This window comes from Luteimonas aestuarii, from assembly GCF_004357985.1.
Lineage (GTDB): Bacteria > Pseudomonadota > Gammaproteobacteria > Xanthomonadales > Xanthomonadaceae > Luteimonas > Luteimonas aestuarii.
Genome location: NZ_SMTF01000001.1, coordinates 229,330 through 249,098, shown reverse-complemented (window position 1 = coordinate 249,098; position 19,769 = coordinate 229,330). Strand labels below are relative to the sequence as shown.

At 67.5% G+C, this 19,769-nt stretch carries 13 protein-coding genes; 9 read left to right on the top strand and 4 right to left on the bottom strand.

Translation table 11 applies throughout. The features are described 5' to 3' along the window. Nucleotides 1–37 precede the first annotated feature (37 nt). The 8 genes from E2F46_RS01115 to E2F46_RS01080 all read left to right on the top strand — a co-directional run bounded on the left by E2F46_RS01115 (nucleotide 38) and on the right by E2F46_RS01080 (nucleotide 12,364). Nucleotides 38–3,466: an aminotransferase class III-fold pyridoxal phosphate-dependent enzyme gene (locus E2F46_RS01115; protein WP_133320341.1), complete on the top strand. Its 3,429-nt coding sequence runs from the start codon at nucleotides 38–40 to the stop codon at nucleotides 3,464–3,466. Continuing rightward, nucleotides 3,466–5,283, top strand: coding sequence for a non-ribosomal peptide synthetase (locus tag E2F46_RS01110; protein WP_133320340.1), 1,818 nt, complete (start codon nucleotides 3,466–3,468; stop codon nucleotides 5,281–5,283). Before E2F46_RS01115 ends, E2F46_RS01110 begins: the two co-directional genes overlap by 1 nt. A 45-nt stretch (nucleotides 5,284–5,328) precedes the next feature. Continuing rightward, nucleotides 5,329–6,108, top strand: coding sequence for an alpha/beta hydrolase family protein (locus tag E2F46_RS01105; RefSeq protein ID WP_133320339.1), 780 nt, complete (start codon nucleotides 5,329–5,331; stop codon nucleotides 6,106–6,108). Continuing rightward, on the top strand, nucleotides 6,108–6,914 hold the full coding sequence (locus E2F46_RS01100) for a hypothetical protein (protein WP_133320338.1): 807 nt from the start codon (nucleotides 6,108–6,110) through the stop codon (nucleotides 6,912–6,914). The genes E2F46_RS01105 and E2F46_RS01100 overlap by 1 nt, the downstream gene beginning before the upstream one ends. 193 nt (nucleotides 6,915–7,107) lie before the next feature. Continuing rightward, nucleotides 7,108–8,727 (top strand): right-handed parallel beta-helix repeat-containing protein, encoded by a 1,620-nt coding sequence (locus tag E2F46_RS01095; protein WP_165967311.1) that lies wholly within the window; start codon nucleotides 7,108–7,110, stop codon nucleotides 8,725–8,727. 257 nt (nucleotides 8,728–8,984) lie between these two features. Then, a complete protein-coding gene (locus E2F46_RS01090; protein ID WP_133320336.1) occupies nucleotides 8,985–10,385 on the top strand; it encodes a TIGR03013 family XrtA/PEP-CTERM system glycosyltransferase in 1,401 nt (466 codons plus the stop codon). 132 nt (nucleotides 10,386–10,517) lie between these two features. Continuing rightward, complete coding sequence (locus tag E2F46_RS01085; RefSeq protein ID WP_133320335.1) at nucleotides 10,518–10,781, top strand: acyl carrier protein; 264 nt, start codon at nucleotides 10,518–10,520, stop codon at nucleotides 10,779–10,781. Next, complete coding sequence (locus E2F46_RS01080) at nucleotides 10,778–12,364, top strand: class I adenylate-forming enzyme family protein (RefSeq protein WP_133320334.1); 1,587 nt, start codon at nucleotides 10,778–10,780, stop codon at nucleotides 12,362–12,364. Before E2F46_RS01085 ends, E2F46_RS01080 begins: the two co-directional genes overlap by 4 nt. 49 nt (nucleotides 12,365–12,413) lie before the next feature. On the opposite strand, the gene E2F46_RS01075 is transcribed toward E2F46_RS01080, so the two are convergent. Next, the gene (locus E2F46_RS01075) at nucleotides 12,414–13,169 is read right to left on the bottom strand and encodes a J domain-containing protein (RefSeq protein ID WP_165967310.1); all 756 of its coding nucleotides are present in this window, start codon (nucleotides 13,167–13,169) and stop codon (nucleotides 12,414–12,416) included. Between the two features lie 7 nt (nucleotides 13,170–13,176). After that, nucleotides 13,177–14,175: a polysaccharide deacetylase family protein gene (locus tag E2F46_RS01070; RefSeq protein ID WP_165967309.1), complete on the bottom strand. Its 999-nt coding sequence runs from the start codon at nucleotides 14,173–14,175 to the stop codon at nucleotides 13,177–13,179. Between the two features lie 288 nt (nucleotides 14,176–14,463). Here E2F46_RS01070 and E2F46_RS01065 point away from each other — a divergent pair, with 288 nt between their 5' ends. Continuing rightward, on the top strand, nucleotides 14,464–17,223 hold the full coding sequence (locus E2F46_RS01065) for a right-handed parallel beta-helix repeat-containing protein (RefSeq protein WP_165967308.1): 2,760 nt from the start codon (nucleotides 14,464–14,466) through the stop codon (nucleotides 17,221–17,223). A 386-nt stretch (nucleotides 17,224–17,609) separates the two neighbouring features. Here the strand turns inward: E2F46_RS01065 and E2F46_RS01060 are convergent, their stop codons facing one another. Together E2F46_RS01060 and E2F46_RS01055 are read right to left on the bottom strand one after the other, a co-directional pair. Beyond that, a complete protein-coding gene (locus E2F46_RS01060; protein WP_133320330.1) occupies nucleotides 17,610–18,623 on the bottom strand; it encodes an NAD-dependent epimerase/dehydratase family protein in 1,014 nt (337 codons plus the stop codon). A gap of 1 nt (nucleotide 18,624) precedes the next feature. Then, a complete protein-coding gene (locus tag E2F46_RS01055; RefSeq protein ID WP_133320329.1) occupies nucleotides 18,625–19,752 on the bottom strand; it encodes a Gfo/Idh/MocA family protein in 1,128 nt (375 codons plus the stop codon). Between the last annotated feature and the right edge of the window lie 17 nt (nucleotides 19,753–19,769).

The window sequence follows — 19,769 nt, the reverse complement described above, 5'->3', positions numbered from 1 at the left end:
TGGTCCATGTGGGCCACGGTATTTGCGGAGAATCAGGATGGCGGCGGTAGGACAATTGCGCATTGCAAGGATCGTCGAGCGCTTGCGCACGGTGGCGGCAGACCTCTCCGGCTATGCGCCCGACGACCTGGTCGAGACCTCGACGTTCCTCGACCTTGGCTTCGATTCACTGTTCCTGACCCAGCTCGCGTCGGCATTCCAGGGCGAGTACGGGGTGAAGATCACCTTCCGGCAGTTGTTCGACGAGTTGCCGACGCTGCGCGCGCTGGCCGAGCATCTCGATGCCGCATTGCCGTCGGATACTGCGGCCGTGCCAGCGCCGGGCGCTGCGATGGCTGCGCCGGTCGATGCGATTTCGGGTGAGGGTGTCGTCGCCGATCGGGTACCCGTGGCCGAGCCGATGCCTGCCCCGGTATCCGCTGGCCTGGCCGCGATGTCTGCGACCGTGTCTGCCGGGCCGGCCGCGGGTGGCCTGCAGGGGGTGATGGCGCAACAGCTGGCGTTGATGTCGCAGCAGATCCAGTTGTTGCAGGCGATGAAGGCTGGCGGCACCTCCGCGGCAATGCCCGTGGCGCGTGCCGTAATGCCCGTGGCGCAACCAGTGCCGGCCGTGCCAGCCGCAGCGCAACCTGCGTTGGATGTGGCGGCAGCGACGGATGTCAAGCCTGCGGACGACAAGCCTGCCATGCCGAAGGGCTTCGGACCGCAGGTCGGCCGCGAGGAGCGCGTGCTCACGCGCCGCCAGCGTGAACACATCGCGCGGCTGACCGCGCGCTACAACGCACGCACCGCGCGTTCCAAGCAGCATGTGCAGGCGCATCGCGCGCACCATGCCGATCCGCGCACCGCGGCAGGATTCAACCGGCTGTGGAAGGAAATGGTGTACCCGATCGTGATCGAAGGCTCGCGCGGCTGCCGCCTGCGTGACATCGACGGCAACGAGTACATCGACATCCTCAACGGCTTCGGCCCCAACTTCCTCGGCCACAGTCCGTCGTTCATCTCGGATGCGCTGAAAGCGCAGCTCGACAAGGGGATCGAGGTCGGGCCGCAGACGCCGCTGGCGGGCGAGGCCGCCCAGCTCTTCTGCGAGCTGACGGGGATGGACCGCGTGAGCTGGGTCAACACCGGCTCCGAAGCGGTGCAGGCTGCGATCCGCCTGGCGCGCACCTACACCGGCCGCAACAAGATCGTGGTGTTCTCCGGCGACTACCACGGCAATTTCGATGAGGTGCTGGTGCGCGTGACGAAGAACGCCAAGGGCGAGCGGCGGACCTTCCCGCTGGCGCCGGGCATCCCGTTCCGCGCGGTCGAGGACGTGATCGTGCTCGACTACGGCGAGGACGAATCGCTGGACATCATCCGCCAGCATGCGGGCGACATCGCCGCGGTGCTGGTCGAGCCCGTGCAGAGCCGCCGGCCCGACTTCCAGCCGCACGAGTTCCTGAAGAAGCTGCGCACGCTGACCGAGGACGCCGGCATCGTGCTGGTGTTCGACGAGGTCATCACCGGCTTCCGCATCCGCCCCGGCGGCGCGCAGGAGTATTACGGCATCCAGGCCGACCTGGCCACCTACGGCAAGATCATCGGCGGCGGCATGCCGATCGGCGTGGTCGCGGGGCGTGCGCGCTTCATGGACACGTTCGACGGAGGCCAATGGCAGTACGGCGACGATTCGTTCCCGTCCGCGGGGGTGACCTTCTTCGCCGGCACGTTCGTGCGCCATCCGCTGGCGATCGCCGCCGTGCATGCCGCGCTGAAGTACATCAAGGCGCAGGGCCCGTCGCTGCAAGAGACGGTGAACAAGCGCACCACGCGCTTTGCGACCGAACTCAATACGTTCTTCAAGGAGCGCGGGCTCAAGATCCACATTCCGCACTTCGCCTCGCAGATGTTCATCCGCGTGCAGGAGGAGGGCGAGCTGGCGACGCTGCTGTTCTTCCACCTGCGCGCACGCGGCATCCACGTGCTGGAGAACTTCCCAAGCTATATGACCGCCGCGCACACCGACGAGGATGTCGACGCGATCATCGCCGCATTCAAGGACAGCGTCCTCGAGATGCAGGCCGATGGCCTGCTGCCGGCGGCGCCGGAGACGGCGAAGGCCATCCCGTGGCGCCGCACGCTGCCCCTGACCGACGCGCAGCGCGAGGTGTGGTTCGCCTCGCAGATGGGCGACATGGCCAGTTGTGCCTTCAACGAATCCGATTCGGTGCGGATCGACGGACCGCTGGATGCGGACCGTTTCGTCGCCGCAGTACGCACGGCGCTGGGCGAGCAGGAAGCGTTCCGCTACCGCTTCGACGCCGACGGGCAGATGCAATGGGTCGATGAAGACGCTACGTTCGAGATCGGGTTCACCGATCTTTCCGCGCTGGACGAGTCGGAGCGCAAGCAGCGCGTCGATGCCGTTCTGGAACAGGAAGCGTTGACGCCGTTCGACCTGGAGCATGGACCCCTGGTGCGGGCGCAGCTGTTGAAACTGGCTGCCGACGCACACCTGTTCGTCGTCTACTGCCACCATATCGTCTTCGACGGATATTCCGCTGACGTATTGATGGGGCGTATCGCCGATGTGTACGCATCCGATGCCGGGGTCGATGCCGCATCGGGCGACCGCATCGTTCCGTTCAGCGTATACGCGCACCGCGTGGGCGACGGTGCCGCACCCGCGCGTGACGCGGCCCTGCGCTACTGGCGAGGCGTGTACGACACGCTCCCGCCGCCGCTCGAACTGCCGACGGATCGACCGCGGACGGCGTTGCCCAGCCATCGCGGCGCCACGCTGCACCACGTGCTGGACGCGGAGTTGTCGCACTCGCTTCGCGGCACCGCCAAGGCCTTGAAGACAAGCCTCAACGTGGTGCTGCTGAGCGCGTTCCAGTCGCTGCTGTCGCGGCTGGGCGGGCAGGAAGATCTGGTGGTGGGGGTGCCGGTGGCCGGACAGGCACATACGGGGCTGGAGACGGTGGGATACTGCGTCAACGCGCTGCCGGTGCGCGCAGCGACCATGCACGATAAATCCTTTGCGACACTGGCGAGCGAAACGCAACGCAACCTGTTCGATGCCTTCGAGCATCAGGACGCGTCGCTGGGCCAGGTGGTCAACGCGTTGTCGGTGCCGCGGGAACCGGGGCGGTTGCCGCTGGTCGAGGCGATCTTCAATTACAGCGGCTATTTCGCGAAGCTGGACCTCGGGGGCTGCCAGGTCGAGACCCATGAGAACCCGAGGCGCGCGATCTATTTCGACATGTTCTTCAACATCATCGAATCGCGCGGCGGAAGCCTGGTGATCGATTGGGACTATGCCAGCGACCTGTTCGACGCGGAGACCATCTCGCGCTGGACTGGACACTATGTCGAGCTGCTGCGTGGCGTGGTGGCCGACAGCGCGCAGTCCATCGGCGATCTGCCGCTGGTCGCCGAAGCCGAGGCGTCGGCTGCCTTCGCGGGTTGGGGGCGCTGATGGCCGACGCTTCCTTGCCGGCGGCCACGGAATGCCGGGTCGAACACCTCGTCCGTGCGCAGGCGATTCGCACGCCCGATGCACTGGCGGCGGAATCCGGCAATGCGTCTCTGACCTACCGCGAGCTGCTTGCGGCGACCGATCGTGTCGCCGCGGCACTGCGTGCGCGGGGCGTCGGCCGCGGCACCATGGTCGGCATCCACCTGGAGCGCTCGCTGGACATGCTGGTGGCGCTGCTGGCGGTCATGCAGGCGGGCGGCACCTACATTCCGCTGGACCCGGACTTCCCGCCGGACCGGTTGCAGCACATGGTGTCCGACTCGAGCCTGTCGTTCGTGCTCACGCAATCGTCGCTCGCCGCGGACGTGCCAGGCGGCGGTCACCAGGTGCTGGCGGTCGAGGAGGTGATGCGCAGGGAGGCAACGTCCAACTTCCCTGTCGATGCCTGTCGTGACGCCGCCTCCGGGTGCGACCTGGCCTATGTGCTCTATACGTCGGGTTCCACCGGCTTGCCCAAGGGCGTGGCCATCGAGCACCGAAGCGTCGTCAACTTCCTGCGCAGCATGCAACGCGAGCCGGGCATGGGCGAGGGCGACCGGTTGCTGGCGGTGACCACATTGTCCTTCGACATCGCCGGGCTGGAGCTGTACCTGCCGCTCATCGCCGGTGGCACGGTGGTCATCGCCACGCGAGATCAGGCGATGGATGGCGACGCCCTGCGCGCCCTGGTCGAATCGCGTGGCATCAACATCCTGCAAGCGACGCCCAGCAGCTGGCGGCTGCTGCTGGACGCGGGCTGGCAGGGTGACCCCGGGTTCAAGGCTTTGTGCGGCGGTGAACCGATGCCGCTGGACCTCGCGCATGCGCTGGCCGCGCGTTGCGGCGAACTCTGGAACCTGTACGGCCCCACCGAGACCACGATCTGGTCGACGCTGTGGCGCGTGCCGGCGGACTGCAGGCAGATCCTGGTCGGCAAGCCCATCGCCAATACCCGGATCCATGTGCTGGACAAGTCCGGGCGGCGCGTGCCGGTTGGCATCCCGGGGGAAATATGCATCGGTGGCGATGGCGTGGGTCGCGGCTACCTGCACCGGGACGAGCTGACCGCCGAACGCTTCGTGCCCGATCCGTTCTCGGACGTACCGGGTGCGCGGCTCTACCGTACCGGCGACCAGGGGCGGCTGTTGCCCGACGGCAACCTCGAGTGTCGTGGGCGTCTGGACAGCCAGGTGAAGATCCGTGGCTACCGGATCGAGTTGGGCGAGATCGAGCAGGTGCTGCTGTCCGCGGAAGGCGTGGCACGCGCCGTGGTGATTGCGCGCGAAGATGCGCCTGGTGATGTGCGCCTGGTAGGTTACGTGGTGGTGGGCGCGGGAGAGGCAGGCCCGCACGCGCTGTTCGAGCATGTGCGCGGCAAGTTGCCAGGCTACATGGTGCCGCAACACCTGGTGGTGCTGGATGCCATTCCGTTGCTGCCAAACGGCAAGGTCGATCGCAAGGCCCTGCCTGCGCCTGCGTCGCGCGGCACCACGCGCGGGATCGACCTGTCCGCTGCTTCGCCGGCGCTTCGCTACCTGGTGGCGACCTGTGCCGAGGTGATCGGCGATGCCGTGGCACCGGATGACAATTTCTTCGATGCCGGCGGGCATTCGATGCTTGCGATCAAGTTGATCAATCGCGTGCAGAGGGACACCGGGATGCGCCTCAACCTGCTTGCGCTGGCGTCGTCCACGTTGTCGCAGCTGGCCGAGGCCCTGCCGCAGGATGGGGTTCCCGAAACGTCGATCGCCGGCAGCGCGGCCGCAACGCACGCTTGAGGAGCGCCGTGAAGCCCTGGGATTCCGCCATGGCACACTGCAGGCATGAGTGAACGCATCGACGCTTTTCGTTTCGGTCCCGTGTCGCGCGCGTTGTTCGGGGTCTACCATCACGTCGATGCGCCGCGCGCCGCGGTGCTGCTGTGCCCGCCGCTGCTGCACGAACATGTGCGCAGCCATCGCCTGTTCGCCGGGCTTGCCAGCCTGCTGGCCGCGGACGGCTTGTGCTGCCTGCGCTTCGACTACCACGGTACCGGCGATGCCGACGGCGACAGCACCGCGTTCGATCCCGCGCGCGTCGGCGAGGACCTCGCCCATGCCGCGGAAGCCTTGCGCAGCCGCAGCGATGGCGCACCCCTGATCGTGCTGGCCGTGCGTGCCTCCGCCTTGTTCGCGCGTGCGCACGCGGCCGAGTTGTACGCGTCCGCCGTCTGGTTGTGGCAACCGGTGCTGGACGCCGCGGGTTACCTGCACCAGCTGGAAATGCTGGACGCCGGGGAACGCAGTTCGGGCAAACGCTACCCGTTCGCTCGGCCAGGGCCTGTTCGCGAGGCGGGCGAGTTGGCCGGCTTCGCGACGAACGCGGGTTTCCGCGACGCTTTGCGGGCCTATGACGGCCATGACTGGCCAGACGGCGTTCCCGTCGCCTGGCTGGACGACGCCGATGCGTTGCAGCGTGCCACGACGGCGGTGGATGCACAGGTGGTGCTGCCAACATCGATTACAGGTTGGGCCGGACAGGTGGAACTGGAAGGGCTGTTGCCGGCGCGGGATGCACGCGAGGCGGTCGACGTGCTGCTTTCGGACCTGGAGGCGTGGGCCTGATGGAGCGGGTGATCGAGCTTCCCGGCTACGGCGGTGTCGGCATCCTGACCCCGGCCGGTGGCGCTGCGAATGCAACCGCCGTGGTGCTGTTCAACGCCGGGCTGATCCACCGTTCCGGTCCGCAACGTTTGCATGTCGATCTCGCCAGGCGATTGGCCGCGCGAGGATTCCACGTGTTGCGTTTCGACCTCCCCGGCATCGGGGACGCCATGTCCGCAGGGGCGGCGCCAACAACCCGGGCCGCCATCCAGGCGCTCGATGCGGTGCAGGCGACCACGGGCGCCTCGAACTTCGTGATAGGGGGCATCTGTAGTGCAGCGGACCTGGGGTGGCGCGTGGCGCTGGCCGATGCGCGCGTACAGGGTCTGTTGATGATCGACGGCATGGCGGTGGGCGGTACCTGGTATCGCCTGGGGAAGCTGCGGATGGCGCTGGGCAGCTCGCCTGCATCGTGGCCTGGCAAGTTGCTGCGTCGCCTGCGGCGCGACGCAGCGCATCGCGGCGACTCATCCGATGCGCTGGTCGATGACCTGCGCGACTGGCCCGCACCGCACGAATTCACCCGGCAGGCAGCCGAACTCCTGGACCGGGGCCTGAATGTGCTGGCCCTGTATACCGGCGGGGTCGCCGACTACCTGCTGCATCCGCGCCAGATCGACCGGACCTTCGGCCCATCGCGCAGGCACCCGGGATTGCGCGTCATCATCCGGTTCGACATGGACCACATCTTCTTCGCGTTGCGCCATCGTCGCGAGGCGATCGGCCTGATCGGGGATTGGTTGCAAGACACCTTCCACGAGCGATAGCGCCACGCCAGAATTTTCTGGCATTCCCACCCTGATGAACGCAAGCACACCCGGGATGGCCGGAACACTCAACGACTGGCGTTCCGGCGTGCTAGATTCCTTCGCTAAATCCCGTAATCGCCTGTTTTTACTTGTGTTTGCGGATTCTGTCACAGCGAAACAGGGGCGCTGTCACACTTCCAGCGAGGGTGCCATGCCTGTTGTTCCCCTGCGCCGGCCGGGCGCCTTGTTTGCCGGTCTGGTCTTGTCCTGCGCGCTTCCCGCCTCGGCAGCCGAACTGTTCGTAGCCACCAATGGCAACGACAGCAGTGGCAACGGCAGTTCGTCCAATCCCTATCGTACCGTCAAGCGCGCCATCTCGGCCGGCACTACCGGCGACACCATCACCATCCGCGCAGGCACCTACAACGAGTGCGACGTGCGGCTGCGCCAGCGCATGACGCTGCGCTCGCCGTCCGGCCAGCGCGCGCGCATCCACTGCGATATCAATACTTCGAATACGGTGACGGTGCAGATCGATCCCGGCGCTTCCGGCAGCCGCCTGTCGAACCTGGAGATCAGCGGCGGTTTCTTCTACGGGGTGATGCTGCAGACCAACTGGTACCAGGGCGGGCCCGCCAGCAATACCGGCGCGTCCGACGTGGTCCTCGAGGACCTGCTGGTCCACGGCACGGGTCGCGACGGCATCAAGATCACGCCCAAGTCGAACCGAGCGATCATCCGTCGCGTCGAGATCCACAGCACCGGCCAGCGCGACAGCGGCAATGCCGACGGCATCGACAACGTCAACGGCGACGGCATGCTGGTGGAGGACAGCTACATCCACGATACCGCCACCACCGGCCTGTACTTCAAGGGCGGCGCGCGCAACGTCATCGTGCAGCGCAACCGCATCGAGAACACGGGCAATGCCGGCATCCTCGTCGGCTTCGATACGAGCCCGGAGTTCTTCGACCTGACGGTCAACCCGCAGTACTACGAGGCCATCGGCGGTATCGTCCGCAACAACGTCATCCGCAACACCGCGCACACCGGCATCGGCCTGTACTCGTCGCGCGATGCGGTGGTGGCCAACAACACCATCGTCAACGCCGCGCAGAGCGCGCACTCGGCGATCATGTTCGGCATCGTGTTCCAGGGCTATGGCTCGCATGCGGGGCGTCCGCCGAACCTCAACCCCAGGATCCAGAACAACCTGGTGATCCAGAACAACAATCGCTGCATCGAGGTCCGGTACTCGACCGAGCTCGGCGGCCTGTCCGCGCTCAGCGGCTCGCCGGGGACCGACTGGAATGGCTACAGCAACGGCTGTACGTTCCGCGACAGCCGGCCGAACAGCGGGATCAGCGGTGCGGGCACGCTGGCGCAGTGGCGCGCCGCACGCGGCACCGATGCCAACAGCAAGCAGGCGGCCTACACGGTGAGCGCCAGCGGGCACCTGCCGGCGAACAGCCCCGCCATCAACGCCGGCACCACGGTTGCCGAAGTCACCGACGACATCGATCGGCAGGCGCGCGTGGCGCCTTACGACATCGGCGCGGATGAATACATGGCGGCCAGCCCGCCGGTACGTGCAACGGGTGCACAGCCGCTGCTGCCGGGAACCGTTTCCGCCGCGGGCCAGGCGGTGGCGGCGGGGCAGGTTGCGCAGGTGGTGCCGGTCGCCGCTTCCGCTGGCACGTCGTCGACCTCGCCAGCCACGGCCACGGCCGGGGCGGGCGGGGGCGCCAGTGCCGTTCGCATCCGTCCGCCGATCCTGCGTGCCTGGCTCTGGCTGCGCGACCGGATTGCCGGGGCCTCGCTGCTGCGATAGGCGTCCCGGGCGCCGTGCCGCGGTCGTCCACTGGCCCAGGCTCCTCCCCATGACACCCAGCGCCCGCCCTGGCGCGGCCGTTGTCCTGCATTCCCCCGGATCTGCGTTGGATAGGTGAGCGGAACCGCAGCTGGTTCCGGGACATTCAACGGCGACACAACGGGGGGCGTTGGCATGCAGGCATCGCGGGAGACACGCGCCATCGCGCGCGCCGCATGCATGGCAGGCACTGCGCCGCCATTGCAGGACATCGGGCCATGATGGGTGCATTTGCCAGCCGCGCGAACCGTACCGTGCGCGTGCTGTGGTTGCTGGAACTTTCGGTCATGTTGCTCGCGGTCACGGCCGCGGTCTGGCTGCGTTTCCTCGACGATCCTGCCAGCCGCGGCCTGTTCGTGGAAACCGCCCCGGTGCGGACCCTGCTGGTGGCCATCTTCGTGACCGGCGCGATGGCGACGCTGGGGCTGTACCAGCCGCACGTGCGGCACAACCGGGTCGACCTGGTGCTGCGCATGGCGTTGGCCTTCGGTTTCGGCGGCATCGGCCTGCTGGTGCTGTACTACCTCGTGCCGCAGACCTACATCGGTCGTGGCGTCCTGGCGATCGCGCTGGCCATCGGCTTCATCCTGATCTGCACGTTGCGCCTGCTGGTGTACAGCCTGATTGGCGTCGAGGCTTTCAAACGTCGCATCCTGATCCTGGGAGCCGGCAACAACGCCGACCTGATCAATCGCCGGCTTCGGCGCAAGAGCGATCGCAAGGCCTTTGCCGTGATCGGCTTCCTGCCGATCGGGACACAGCAGCGGGTGGTGGCGGACGACCTGCTGGTCACCGCATCCGAGGGCGAAACCCTGCTGGAACTCGCGCGGCGGCTGCACCTGCACGAGATCGTGGTGGCGCCGGACGAGCGCCGCGGCGGCCTGCCGATGGAACAGGTGCTGCAGTGTGCGCAGAACGGCATCGCGGTGATCGACCTGCCGGCGTTCTTCGAACGCGAGGCCGGGCTGATCAAGCTGGAGATCGCGGACCCTTCCACCCTGGTGTTTTCCGGCGGGTTCGACCATTCCTTCCCCCGCCGCCTCACCAAGCGCGGCTTCGACATCGCCGCGGCCCTGGTGCTCTTGCTGTTGGCGTGGCCGGCGATGCTGGTGGTGGCGCTTTGCGTGTGGCTGGAGTCGGGGTCGCCGGTTTTCTATCGCCAGGTCCGCGTGGGCGAGGGCGGCCGCACCTTCAGCCTGACCAAGTTCCGCAGCATGCGCACCGATGCCGAAAAGGACGGCGTGGCGCGCTGGGCCAGCAGCAACGACGATCGCACGACGCGCGTGGGCCGGTTCATCCGTGCCACCCGGCTGGACGAGTTGCCGCAGCTGTTCAACGTACTGGCCGGCGACATGAGTTTCGTGGGCCCGCGCCCGGAACGGCCGCAGTTCGTGGACCAGCTCAACGGCGAGATCCGCTACTACAACGTGCGCCATTCGGTGAAGCCTGGCCTGACCGGGTGGGCGCAGCTGCGCTACCCCTATGGCGCCTCGGTCAACGATGCCCGCGAGAAGCTGAAGTTCGACCTGTTCTACGTCAAGAACCATGGCCTGGTCTTCGACTTCATGATCCTGCTGCAGACGGTCGAGGTGGTGCTGTTCCGCCGAGGCGCGCGCTGAGCCCGGCGCCACGGGACTCGCGCCACCTGCGCAGCACCCGGAAACGGCCCGGCAGCCACCCACAGGGGTTCCCGCCCGCGGCAAGGCCGCGGACAATGTCATGCCCAGAATGAAATACAGGAAGCCAGCTGCATGAGCACCACCGAAACCCTCGTCAGGGACTTCATCGCCACCACGTTCCCCAGCGAGGACGGTAGCGACCATCCCGCCGACGCCAGCCTGCTGGAAGGCGGCGTGATCGACTCGATCGGCGTGCTGACGCTGGTCACCTGGATCGAGGAAGCCTTCGGCTTCACCGTCGAGGATGAAGACGTGCTGCCCGAGAACCTCGACAGTATCGCCAGCATCGTCGCCTACATCGACCGCAAGCAGTACGAGGCAGGACAAGCGGCATGATCGAGCGTTACGAAAGCCACCTGTCGCGGGCCGCGCGCACGCGGCCCCAGCATGCCGCGATCGTGCATGCCGGCGTGCGCACAAGCTACGCGGAGCTGGATGCTGCCGCTGGCCGCTTCGCCGACGCGCTGGTGGATGGCGCGGCATTCGCGAATGGCGATCGCTGCGTGGTGTTCCTGGAGAACCGGGTCGAAACGGCAGTGGGCATCTTCGGCACCCTGCGCGCGGGCGGCATCTTCAGCGTGGTCAACCCCACGACGAAGACCGACAAGCTGGCGTTCGTGTTGAACAACTGCGAGGCCGCGGTGGTGGTCACCCAGGCCAGCCTGGCGCCGGTGGCGCTTGCCGCCGCGGCGCAGGCGCCCAGCGTGCGCCGCGTGGTGGTGGTGGATGAGCCCGGTGCGCCGCTGGACGGCGCGCACGTGGCCTACGACGCGTTCCTGTCGTCGGCCACGGCCGGCACGTCGGCGCTGCGCCCGGCGGGCGTCGACATCGACCTGGCCATGCTGGTCTACACCTCGGGGTCCACCGGCAACCCCAAGGGCGTCATGATGACGCACAAGAACATCGAACACGCCGCGACCTCGATCACCACCTACCTGCAGTCGTCTCCGGACGACGTGGTGCTGAGCGTGCTGCCGCTGTCGTTCGACTACGGCCTGTACCAGCTGCTGATGTGCGTGAAGATGGGCGCCACCCTGGTGCTGGAAAAATCCTTCGCGTTCCCGCAGAAGGTGCTGCCGCTGCTGGCGTCCGAGAAGATCACCGGCTTCCCGCTGGTGCCGACGATGGCGGCGTTGATCGTGCAGATCCGCAACTTCGACCCGGCCTGGGCCGAAGGCGTGCGCTACCTCACCAACACCGCCGCGGCGCTGCCGCCGGCGCACATCCTGAAGCTGCAGGAGATCTTTCCCAACGCCCGCATCTACTCGATGTACGGCATGACCGAATCCAAGCGCTGCACCTACCTGCCGCCGGAGCAACTGCGGGTCAGGCCGGACAGCGTGGGCATCGCGATCCCGGGCACCGAGGTCTGGGTGGCCGGCGACGACGGCAAGCCGCTACCTCCGAACACCACCGGCGAACTGGTGGTGCGCGGCGGCCATGTGATGCAGGGCTACTGGCGCAACGAGGAAGCGACCGCCAAGGCGCTCAGGCCGGGTCGTTATCCGTGGGAGAAGGTCCTGCACACCGGCGACCTTTTCCGCATGGACGACGAGGGATTCCTGTATTTCGTCGGGCGCAAGGACGACATCCTCAAGTCGCGTGGCGAGAAGGTCAGCCCGAAGGAAGTCGAGAACGTGCTGTACGCGCTGCCTGGCGTTCGCGAGGCAGCGCTGGTCGGCGTGCCAGACCCGGTCATGGGCCATGCGCTGAAGGCGATCATCGTCACCGACCGCGACGACCTCGATGCCAAGGCCATCCTGGCGCACTGCCGCGCGCACCTGGAGGAATTCATGATTCCGCGCACCGTCGAGTTCCGTGATGCGCTGCCGAAGACCGGCACCGGCAAGATCCGCCGCAGCGTGCTGCAGGCGGAAGCCGAGGGCACGCCGCTGCCGGCGGACGAAGAGCCCGCCTGATGCGTTGTCCCCGGGGTGCCACGTCGCCCTGCCGCAGGTGCGCTACGGTTCAGTACTGCATCGCCGCCGGTGTCGCGGATTCGACGCAGTGCTGGCGCGGCTGGTAACCATCGCGCACATCGCCAGGTCCCGGCCGCATCCGCGAGCCTGCCAGTGGCTTCAGCGGCGAGCTGTACCAGTCGGTCAGCTGGCCACACACCACGCGCACCCATGACGGTCCGTATAGCCAATGGCGACCGTCATCGACGGTTTCCGGCGGTGCACCGACAAGCGCCAGGATCTCGCCGGGCAGCATGCCCACCTGCAGCGCCCCGGCTGGCGGACGCTGCACCGCAGGGACCAACGCCGCGATGGCACGTGGCGCGGCGGAGGTGTCGGTGCCGGCGGTGGCATCGTCATCCATCAGCAGGGAGGCAACAAGCACGACCAGCAGGAGCAGGAGGACCAGCAACAGCCAGCGAGGTTTGCCGTGCCGGCCCGCGACGTGTTCGTCCGGTCCTTCCTGCAGGTATTGGTGGCGTTGCGGGTGCAATCCGGGGCGTGACCCGGCAGCAATGGGGCGGGCGGCGACTGAACCGGGGAAACGTCCATGCATGCGATGGAACTCCATCGCCGCGGCATATCCCAGGTTGAGTGACTTCAGTGCTTCCTCGCCGCCACTGCGTTCACCCCTGCGATCAGGGTGCAGCTCCGAGACGCGTTTGCGGTACGCGCGCTTGAAGTCATCGGGCGTGCATTCGGGATCGACGCGAAGGTCCCGGTACAGTGCGATGAAGTCGGTTCTGGAGTTGTCGATGCCTTGCATGCCGAGCTCAATCGTAGGTGCGCGCGCAGAACACTTGCGGCAGCCGGGCCATTGCCTTGAATTCGTGGATGCCCACGTGGTCCTCGATGGCAACGCGCGGTACGTCGAACCGGGGCGAAGCGAGTGTGGCGTATCCGCCATAGTACGAAAAGGCACGACGCACGCCCGCGGCCTCCAGGCATGCGCGCGTGCTGTCGTCGAATGCCCACCGGCTGCCCACCGGATAAGCGAAATACTCCATGCGGCGGCCGGTTTCCGCGAGGATGCGGGCCGCACAGCCGTCGATCTCTTCGCGCTGGCGCGCAGGCGAGAGCCGCGACAGGACCGGGTGGTGCACCGTGTGGCCGCCGATGGTCATGCCGACATCGGCCATTTCGCGGATCATCGACCAGTCCATCCAGTGCCCGGGTGCGCCCGGCGGATGCGCCACGCCGGTGGCTTCCCGCAGGGCCGACAGCATGGCGCCTGCATCGTCTGCGGGCAGGGACTTGTACTTGGCCAGGAGCTTGCGGATCAGCGGGGTGCGCCGGTGTCCCACCTGCAGCGGCTTGGCGAACCACGGTGCCAGCGGAATGCGCGCGGCTTGCGTGCTTCGCGACAGCCATGCGATTTCGTCCCACCAGGGAATCGACGGGTGGTCGATGAAACCCGTGGCGATGAAGAACGTGGCAGGCACGCCGTGCGCCTGCAGGACAGGGAACGCGAGTTCATGGTTGTCGCGGTAGCCGTCGTCGAACGTCACCAGGACCAGGCGGCTGCGTGGCTCGGCAAGCGCGGCATCGAGGTCCGAAGGCGAGATGACATCGCAGTGGCGCTTGAGGAAACCGATCTGCGCGTCGAATGCATCAACGGTCGCGCTCCACAGCTCGCGGTCATAGGGCGAGGCACTGCCATCGCCAACGCGGTGGTAGTTCAGCACCAGCACGCCGCGCTGCGGCAGCATCGCGGAGAGGGCCCGGCCAATCCCGGTGCCCGACAGCAGTCTGGCGGCGATGCGCTTCTTCAAACCCCTTGATCCCCCGCTTCCGAAGTGCGTCATGCAGCCGCGCGACGGATCGCTTTTCTCCACCATTGTGGAACAACAAACGCCAAATCCGGCCGCTGCAGGACGCGATGGCCTGATGGCGGGCCGGACCCCGTTGTCCCGTACGTGGCGTTGCATCCTGCAACCGCGACTCGACGCATTGCGATGTCCCCTCCGTCGCAGGCGTCCTGCACCTTAAACCCGGCTTCCGTCCGGGGCAAGCACGCGTGGCGCGCATGGCGTCGCAGTCCACGGAGACGTCTTCAGAGCATGTGTCGCCGAACCATCCAGCCTTTCATCGTCGTGCTCCTCGGCCTGGCGTGTGCACTCTGGCTAGCCGCGCCGGCGACGGTGCAGGCCGCGACCTGGCACGTCTCCCATGCTGGCGACGACGACAAGGGAAAGGGCTCGGAGGCGCGCCCTTTCCGCACCCTGATGCGGGTGTTCAATACCTCCAACGGCGTCGTGCGTGCGGGCGACACGGTGCTGGTGCACGGTGGTGGCCCGCGCTACGACGAGTGCGACGTGCGCCTGCGCGTGCCGGTGACCTTGCGCTCGGCCCCCGGCCCGCGCGCGCACATCCATTGCGACCTGGACCAGGAGAACACCGTGACGGTGCAGGTCGATCCAGGAGCGTCGGGCAGCCGCGTGTCCAACCTGGAGATCAGTGGCGGCTATTTCTACGGGGTGATGCTGCAGACCTACTGGGAGCAGGGCGGGCCGACGGACCAGGCCGGCGCCAGCGACGTGGTGCTGGAGGACCTGCTGATCCACGGCACCGGCCGCGACGGCATCAAGATCACGCCCAAGTCCAACCGGGCGACCATTCGCCGGGTCGAGATCCACAGCACCGGCCAGCGCGATGCCAGCAACGCCGATGGCATCGACAACGTCAATGGCGACGGCATGGTGGTCGAGGACAGCTATATCCACGATACCGCCACTACGGGCCTCTATTTCAAGGGCGGCGCGCGCGACGTGCTGGTGCAGCGCAATCGCATCGAGAACACGGGGGATGCCGGTATCCTGGTCGGGTTCGACACCAGCGTGCAGTTCTTCGACCTGGACGCCAACCCGGGCTACTACGAAGCGATCCGCGGAACGGTTCGCAACAACGTGATCCGCAACACCGGCTATTCCGGCATCGGCCTGTACGCGTCGAAGGATGCGGTGGTGGCCAACAACACCATCATCGATGCGGGCCGGAAGGGGCATGCGGCGATCTTCTTCGGTATCGTCTTCCAGGACTGGGACGACAAGGCCGGGCGACCACCGAACACCAATGCCACGATCCGCAACAACCTGGTGGTGCAGTCGGGTGGCAACTGCGTCGAAATCCGACATTCCCCGGAACTGGGTGGGCTGGTGGGGCTGGAAGGTGCGCCGGGGCTGGACTGGAACGGCTACCCGACGCGCGGTGGCGGCTGTCGCTTCGTCGACCATCGCCCCGGCACGCCGATGGTCGGTGCCCGCGGCGATTTCGAGCGGTGGCGAGCGCGGATGGGGGCCGATGCGCATAGCGTGTTGGCGGATTTCGCGCTGGATGAACAGGGACGGCCCTTGCCAGGCAGCCCTGCGCTTGGCGCCGGTACGCCCGTGGACGACCTGCCCGACGACATCGAGGGCGCACCCCGCGGCGATCCCCCGACCCTTGGCGCTTATGAAGGCGAGGCCGCGGCCGGCGCATCGACGATGCAATCCGTGCCCGTGCAGCCGGTGCGGGGCGAGCAGGGCGGTCTGGTCGAACGTTCTCGTGGCAGGGCGGCCGAAGCCGGCGTGTTGGCCACGGCCGCTTATTCCCGTTTGCAACGTTCATGGCACGGGTGGATGCCGGGGATTCCGTTGATGACGATCGTTCTGCTGGGTGGCCTGTTGCTGGTGGTGGTTGCAGCATTGTTTGCGCTCAATCTTGCGCGCAAGCGCAACATCACCGGGTGGTTGCTGGCGTGGATGCGACAGGATTGGCGCGAGCCCGTGCCCAAGGGCACCACGCGGCACCTGCTGTTCTGCTTCGTCGACCATTACGAGCCAGCGTGGGGCAAGCCCGGCCTGGCGAAAGAACGCGCGCGCGTGGCGCGTTGGCGCCGCGACCTGCCGAAGCTGTGCGAAGGCCATCGCGATGCCGACGGCCGGCCGCCGGTGCACTCGTTCTTCTATCCGGAAGAGGAATACCGCGAGGAGCACATCGACCGCCTGGTCGAACTGTGCCGCTTGGGTCTGGGCGAGATCGAGATCCACCTGCACCACGACAACGACAACGAGGCCAACCTGCGCGCCACCCTGTCGCGCTTCACCGAGCTGCTGGCCTCGCGACACGACGCGCTGCCGCGAGATCCCGCCACCGGCCAGCCGCGCTGGGCCTTCATTCATGGCAACTGGGCGCTGGACAACAGCCATCCCACCGGCCGCCACTGCGGCGTGGACAACGAACTGATCGTGCTGCGCGAAACAGGCTGCTACGCCGACTACACGCTGCCGGCCGCGCCCGACCCCTGCCAGACCCGCACCGTCAACCGCATCCACTACGCCAAGGACGATCCGTGCAAGCCCAAGTCGCACGACACCGGTCCGCGGGTGCGCGTGGGCGGCCGCGAGGAAGGCGAGCTGATGATCGTGCAGGGTCCGCTTGGCTTCCGCTGGAGGAGCCGCAAGTTCGGGCTGATCCCGCGGATCGAGAACTCGGACATCCGTGCCGTGTCGCCACCGTCGAAGGATCGCATCGATGCCTGGGTGAAGACCGGCATCCACGTGCAGGGCCGGCCGGAATGGACCTTCGTCAAGATCCACACCCATGGCGCCGAGGACTGCGACATGGACACCCTGCTGGGCAAGGCGATGGACGAGGCTTACGCGTACCTGGAATCGAAGTACAACGACGGGACGCAATGGAAGCTGCACTACGTCAGCGCGCGCGAGATGTACAACATCGCCAAGGCCGCCGAGGCTGGCGAAACCGGCGAACCGGGGCAGTACCGCGATTACGTGATCGCGCGGCCCGGCTATCGCGAGCGGGCGCGCGCGGCGGCTTGATCTTTCGATGGGCGCCGCCGGGCACGGCCGCGTCCATGCGGTCGTGTGGTTGCTGGCGTGGGCATGCCTGCGAAGAAGAAAGGTTCTGTTTCTGATCGAGGTAAGGCACCGGCCCGCGATGAGCGCGCAGGTCCGATGCCACCGCAAGTCGCGGCCCGATATCCGCTTGGTTGCGGTGGCATCGGACCTGCGCTGGACAGATCCTCGTGCGTTCGGCAAAAAAGCGAAGCGGCGCTGTCCTTGCCTTGGATTTCCGCCCAGCCGCCGGAAAAGTGTGGGGGCGCCTGCCGGTGCCATGCCGACCAAGCGGAGATCGGGCTGCGACTCGGCATGGCACCGGCAGGCGCCCTTGGTGTCCCGGGGCTCGGGAGAGAAGAATCGTGGCGTCAGGGCAGCGCGGTGAACGTGTCCGCAAGCGCCTGTGCCGGGTCGAGTGGAGGCCTGAAACCCAGCGCACGCAGCCGCTCGCCGGAATACCGCTGCGGCTTCCAGGTCGACAGTGACCGATAGCGCGTGAACAGCAGCGGCAGCCTGCCGCGCGACAGGCGGTGCAGGCGTTCGTTGAGCGACGAAGCCAGCATCAGCAGGGGGCGGGGCACGGGCAGCACGAGGAAGCCGCCGCCGACACGACGGTAGCGCCTGAGGTAATCGCGACAGGTGATGGGCGCTTCGTCCACCACGTCATAAGCATCGCCATCGAACCGGCCATGCGCGGCCGCGAAGCGGAACGCCTCGGCGCAGTTCTCGACGTGCGTCAACGGCAGCGGGTTGTCGCCGCCCAGCAGGAAGAACAGGCGGGCCTTCGGGCCCATGCCGACGCGATTGCTCGGTGCGCGCCGCGTTGGCCCGTGGATCACGCCGGGGCGCAGCACCACCAGGCCGAGGCCATGCCGCAACTGCGCATCGCGGAACATGCGCTCCTGCTCCAGCTTGGCGTGCGAATAGGCGTCGCGGCGCGCGGGCGACGTTTCCAGTGGCGTGGTCTCGTCGACCTGCGCGCCCGGTGGCAGCGCAGCGGTGCCATACACGCCGAACGAACCGGCCAGCACCACGCGCGGCGGTTCCGGCATCGCCAGCATCGCATCGAGCAGGTGGCGCGAGGTGGCCAGCGTGCCGCGGAACACGTCGGCCGGCGATCCGCGCATCGCCGAGGCGAGGTGATGGACGAGGACGACGCCCTGCAGCGCGGCCATGGCATCGGCCACCGAATCCAGCGTGCCGGGGTGGCGTTCGAGTCGTGCCAGCCGGTCCGCGGACAGGCCGGCGCAGGCGGCATCGAGCAGGCGTGCATCGCTGCCCGGCCGCAGCAGCACCCGCACCGGGCCGTCGCCGGCCTGCAGCAGCCGGCGCACCAGGGTCGCGCCGAGGAATCCGGTGCCACCGGTGACGAGGAGGGTCATCTCAGCGCGCCCACGGCATCGGGTCGATGGGGTCGAAGCGCGACTGGATCGCCACGCGTGCGTCGCCGTCGATCGCCTGCGTGATCGCAAGTGAGATTTCGGCCACGTGCAGCGCCAGTTCCGCCGAAAGCCGAGAGGGACGGTCTTCGCGCAGCGCGCGCGCAAGCTCCACCGGACCGAGGCAGAAATCCACCTTGCGCCGGCCTTTCGACAGCCGGATCGCTTCGGCGTCGCCCAGCAGTTTCCGTTTCGACGCGAACGGCGATTCCATCGTGCGTCCGCGGAATGTCAGGCGCCTGCGCACGCGCACCGGCGACTCCGGCTTCCAGACATCGTCGACGGAGAGGATGCCGTCCTCGCCGAACACGCGCAGGGTGTGGTCGTGGCTGGCGACGATGCTGCAGGTCAGCCGCGCGATCGTGCCCGAGGCGTATTCGATGCCGGCGAAGGTCACGTCGGCGGCCTGCTCATGCAGCGGCACGTCGAGGTGTTTCTCGGCCACCGCGCGGCCGCCGAACGCGGTGACCCGGGTGGCCGGGCCGAACATCGCCGCCAGCCAGGTCAGCACGTAACCGGCGTGTTCGAGCGTGTTGCCGACGCGCAGCTCGTCCTCGTGCGGCCACGGCGCGCCGGAGCGCCCGCGCCAGCGGCGCACCGCCATCCGGTGCAGCAGGCCGTCATCCATCTCGGCATAGACCAGGTGCGGATGGCCGATGGCACCCTCGCGCAGCAGCTTCCAGGCGGTCTGCGCCGGCCGGCCGAGCAGGCGGCTGGGTGCGCCGGACAGGCGCAGTCCATGGGCGTGGGCGCGTTGCACCAGGTCGGCGGCGTCGGCGGCGTCCATCGCCAGCGGTTTTTCGGAATACACGTGCTTGCCGGCATCGAGGCACGCGCGCGAAACCGGGTAATGGCTGTGCGGGTTGGTCAGGTTGAGCACGGTATCGACGCCGCCGTCTTCCAGCAGCGCCTCGAAGCTCGGGTAGGCGGGCACGTGGTAAGTCCGGCAGAACAGCGCCAGCCGCACCGGGTCGCGGTCCCATGCGCCGGCCAGTTGCAGGTCGGCGTGCTTGCGCAGGGTGTCCATGTACAGGTCGGCGACGAATCCGCAGCCGACGATGGCGATACGCACGTTCAGTCGCCTCCGTG

Bases quoted from the DNA above. Each gene is read 5' to 3' on its own strand.
- E2F46_RS01080 (WP_133320334.1), top strand. From the start codon at position 10,778: ATGATCGAGCGTTACGAAAGCCACCTGTCGCGGGCCGCGCGCACGCGG.
- E2F46_RS01065 (WP_165967308.1), top strand. From the start codon at position 14,464: ATGTGTCGCCGAACCATCCAGCCTTTCATCGTCGTGCTCCTCGGCCTG.
- E2F46_RS01085 (WP_133320335.1), top strand. From the start codon at position 10,518: ATGAGCACCACCGAAACCCTCGTCAGGGACTTCATCGCCACCACGTTC.
- E2F46_RS01095 (WP_165967311.1), top strand. From the start codon at position 7,108: ATGCCTGTTGTTCCCCTGCGCCGGCCGGGCGCCTTGTTTGCCGGTCTG.
- E2F46_RS01115 (WP_133320341.1), top strand. From the start codon at position 38: ATGGCGGCGGTAGGACAATTGCGCATTGCAAGGATCGTCGAGCGCTTG.
- E2F46_RS01105 (WP_133320339.1), top strand. From the start codon at position 5,329: ATGAGTGAACGCATCGACGCTTTTCGTTTCGGTCCCGTGTCGCGCGCG.
- E2F46_RS01090 (WP_133320336.1), top strand. From the start codon at position 8,985: ATGATGGGTGCATTTGCCAGCCGCGCGAACCGTACCGTGCGCGTGCTG.
- E2F46_RS01110 (WP_133320340.1), top strand. From the start codon at position 3,466: ATGGCCGACGCTTCCTTGCCGGCGGCCACGGAATGCCGGGTCGAACAC.
- E2F46_RS01075 (WP_165967310.1), bottom strand. From the start codon at position 13,169: ATGCAAGGCATCGACAACTCCAGAACCGACTTCATCGCACTGTACCGG.
- E2F46_RS01060 (WP_133320330.1), bottom strand. From the start codon at position 18,623: ATGACCCTCCTCGTCACCGGTGGCACCGGATTCCTCGGCGCGACCCTG.
- E2F46_RS01100 (WP_133320338.1), top strand. From the start codon at position 6,108: ATGGAGCGGGTGATCGAGCTTCCCGGCTACGGCGGTGTCGGCATCCTG.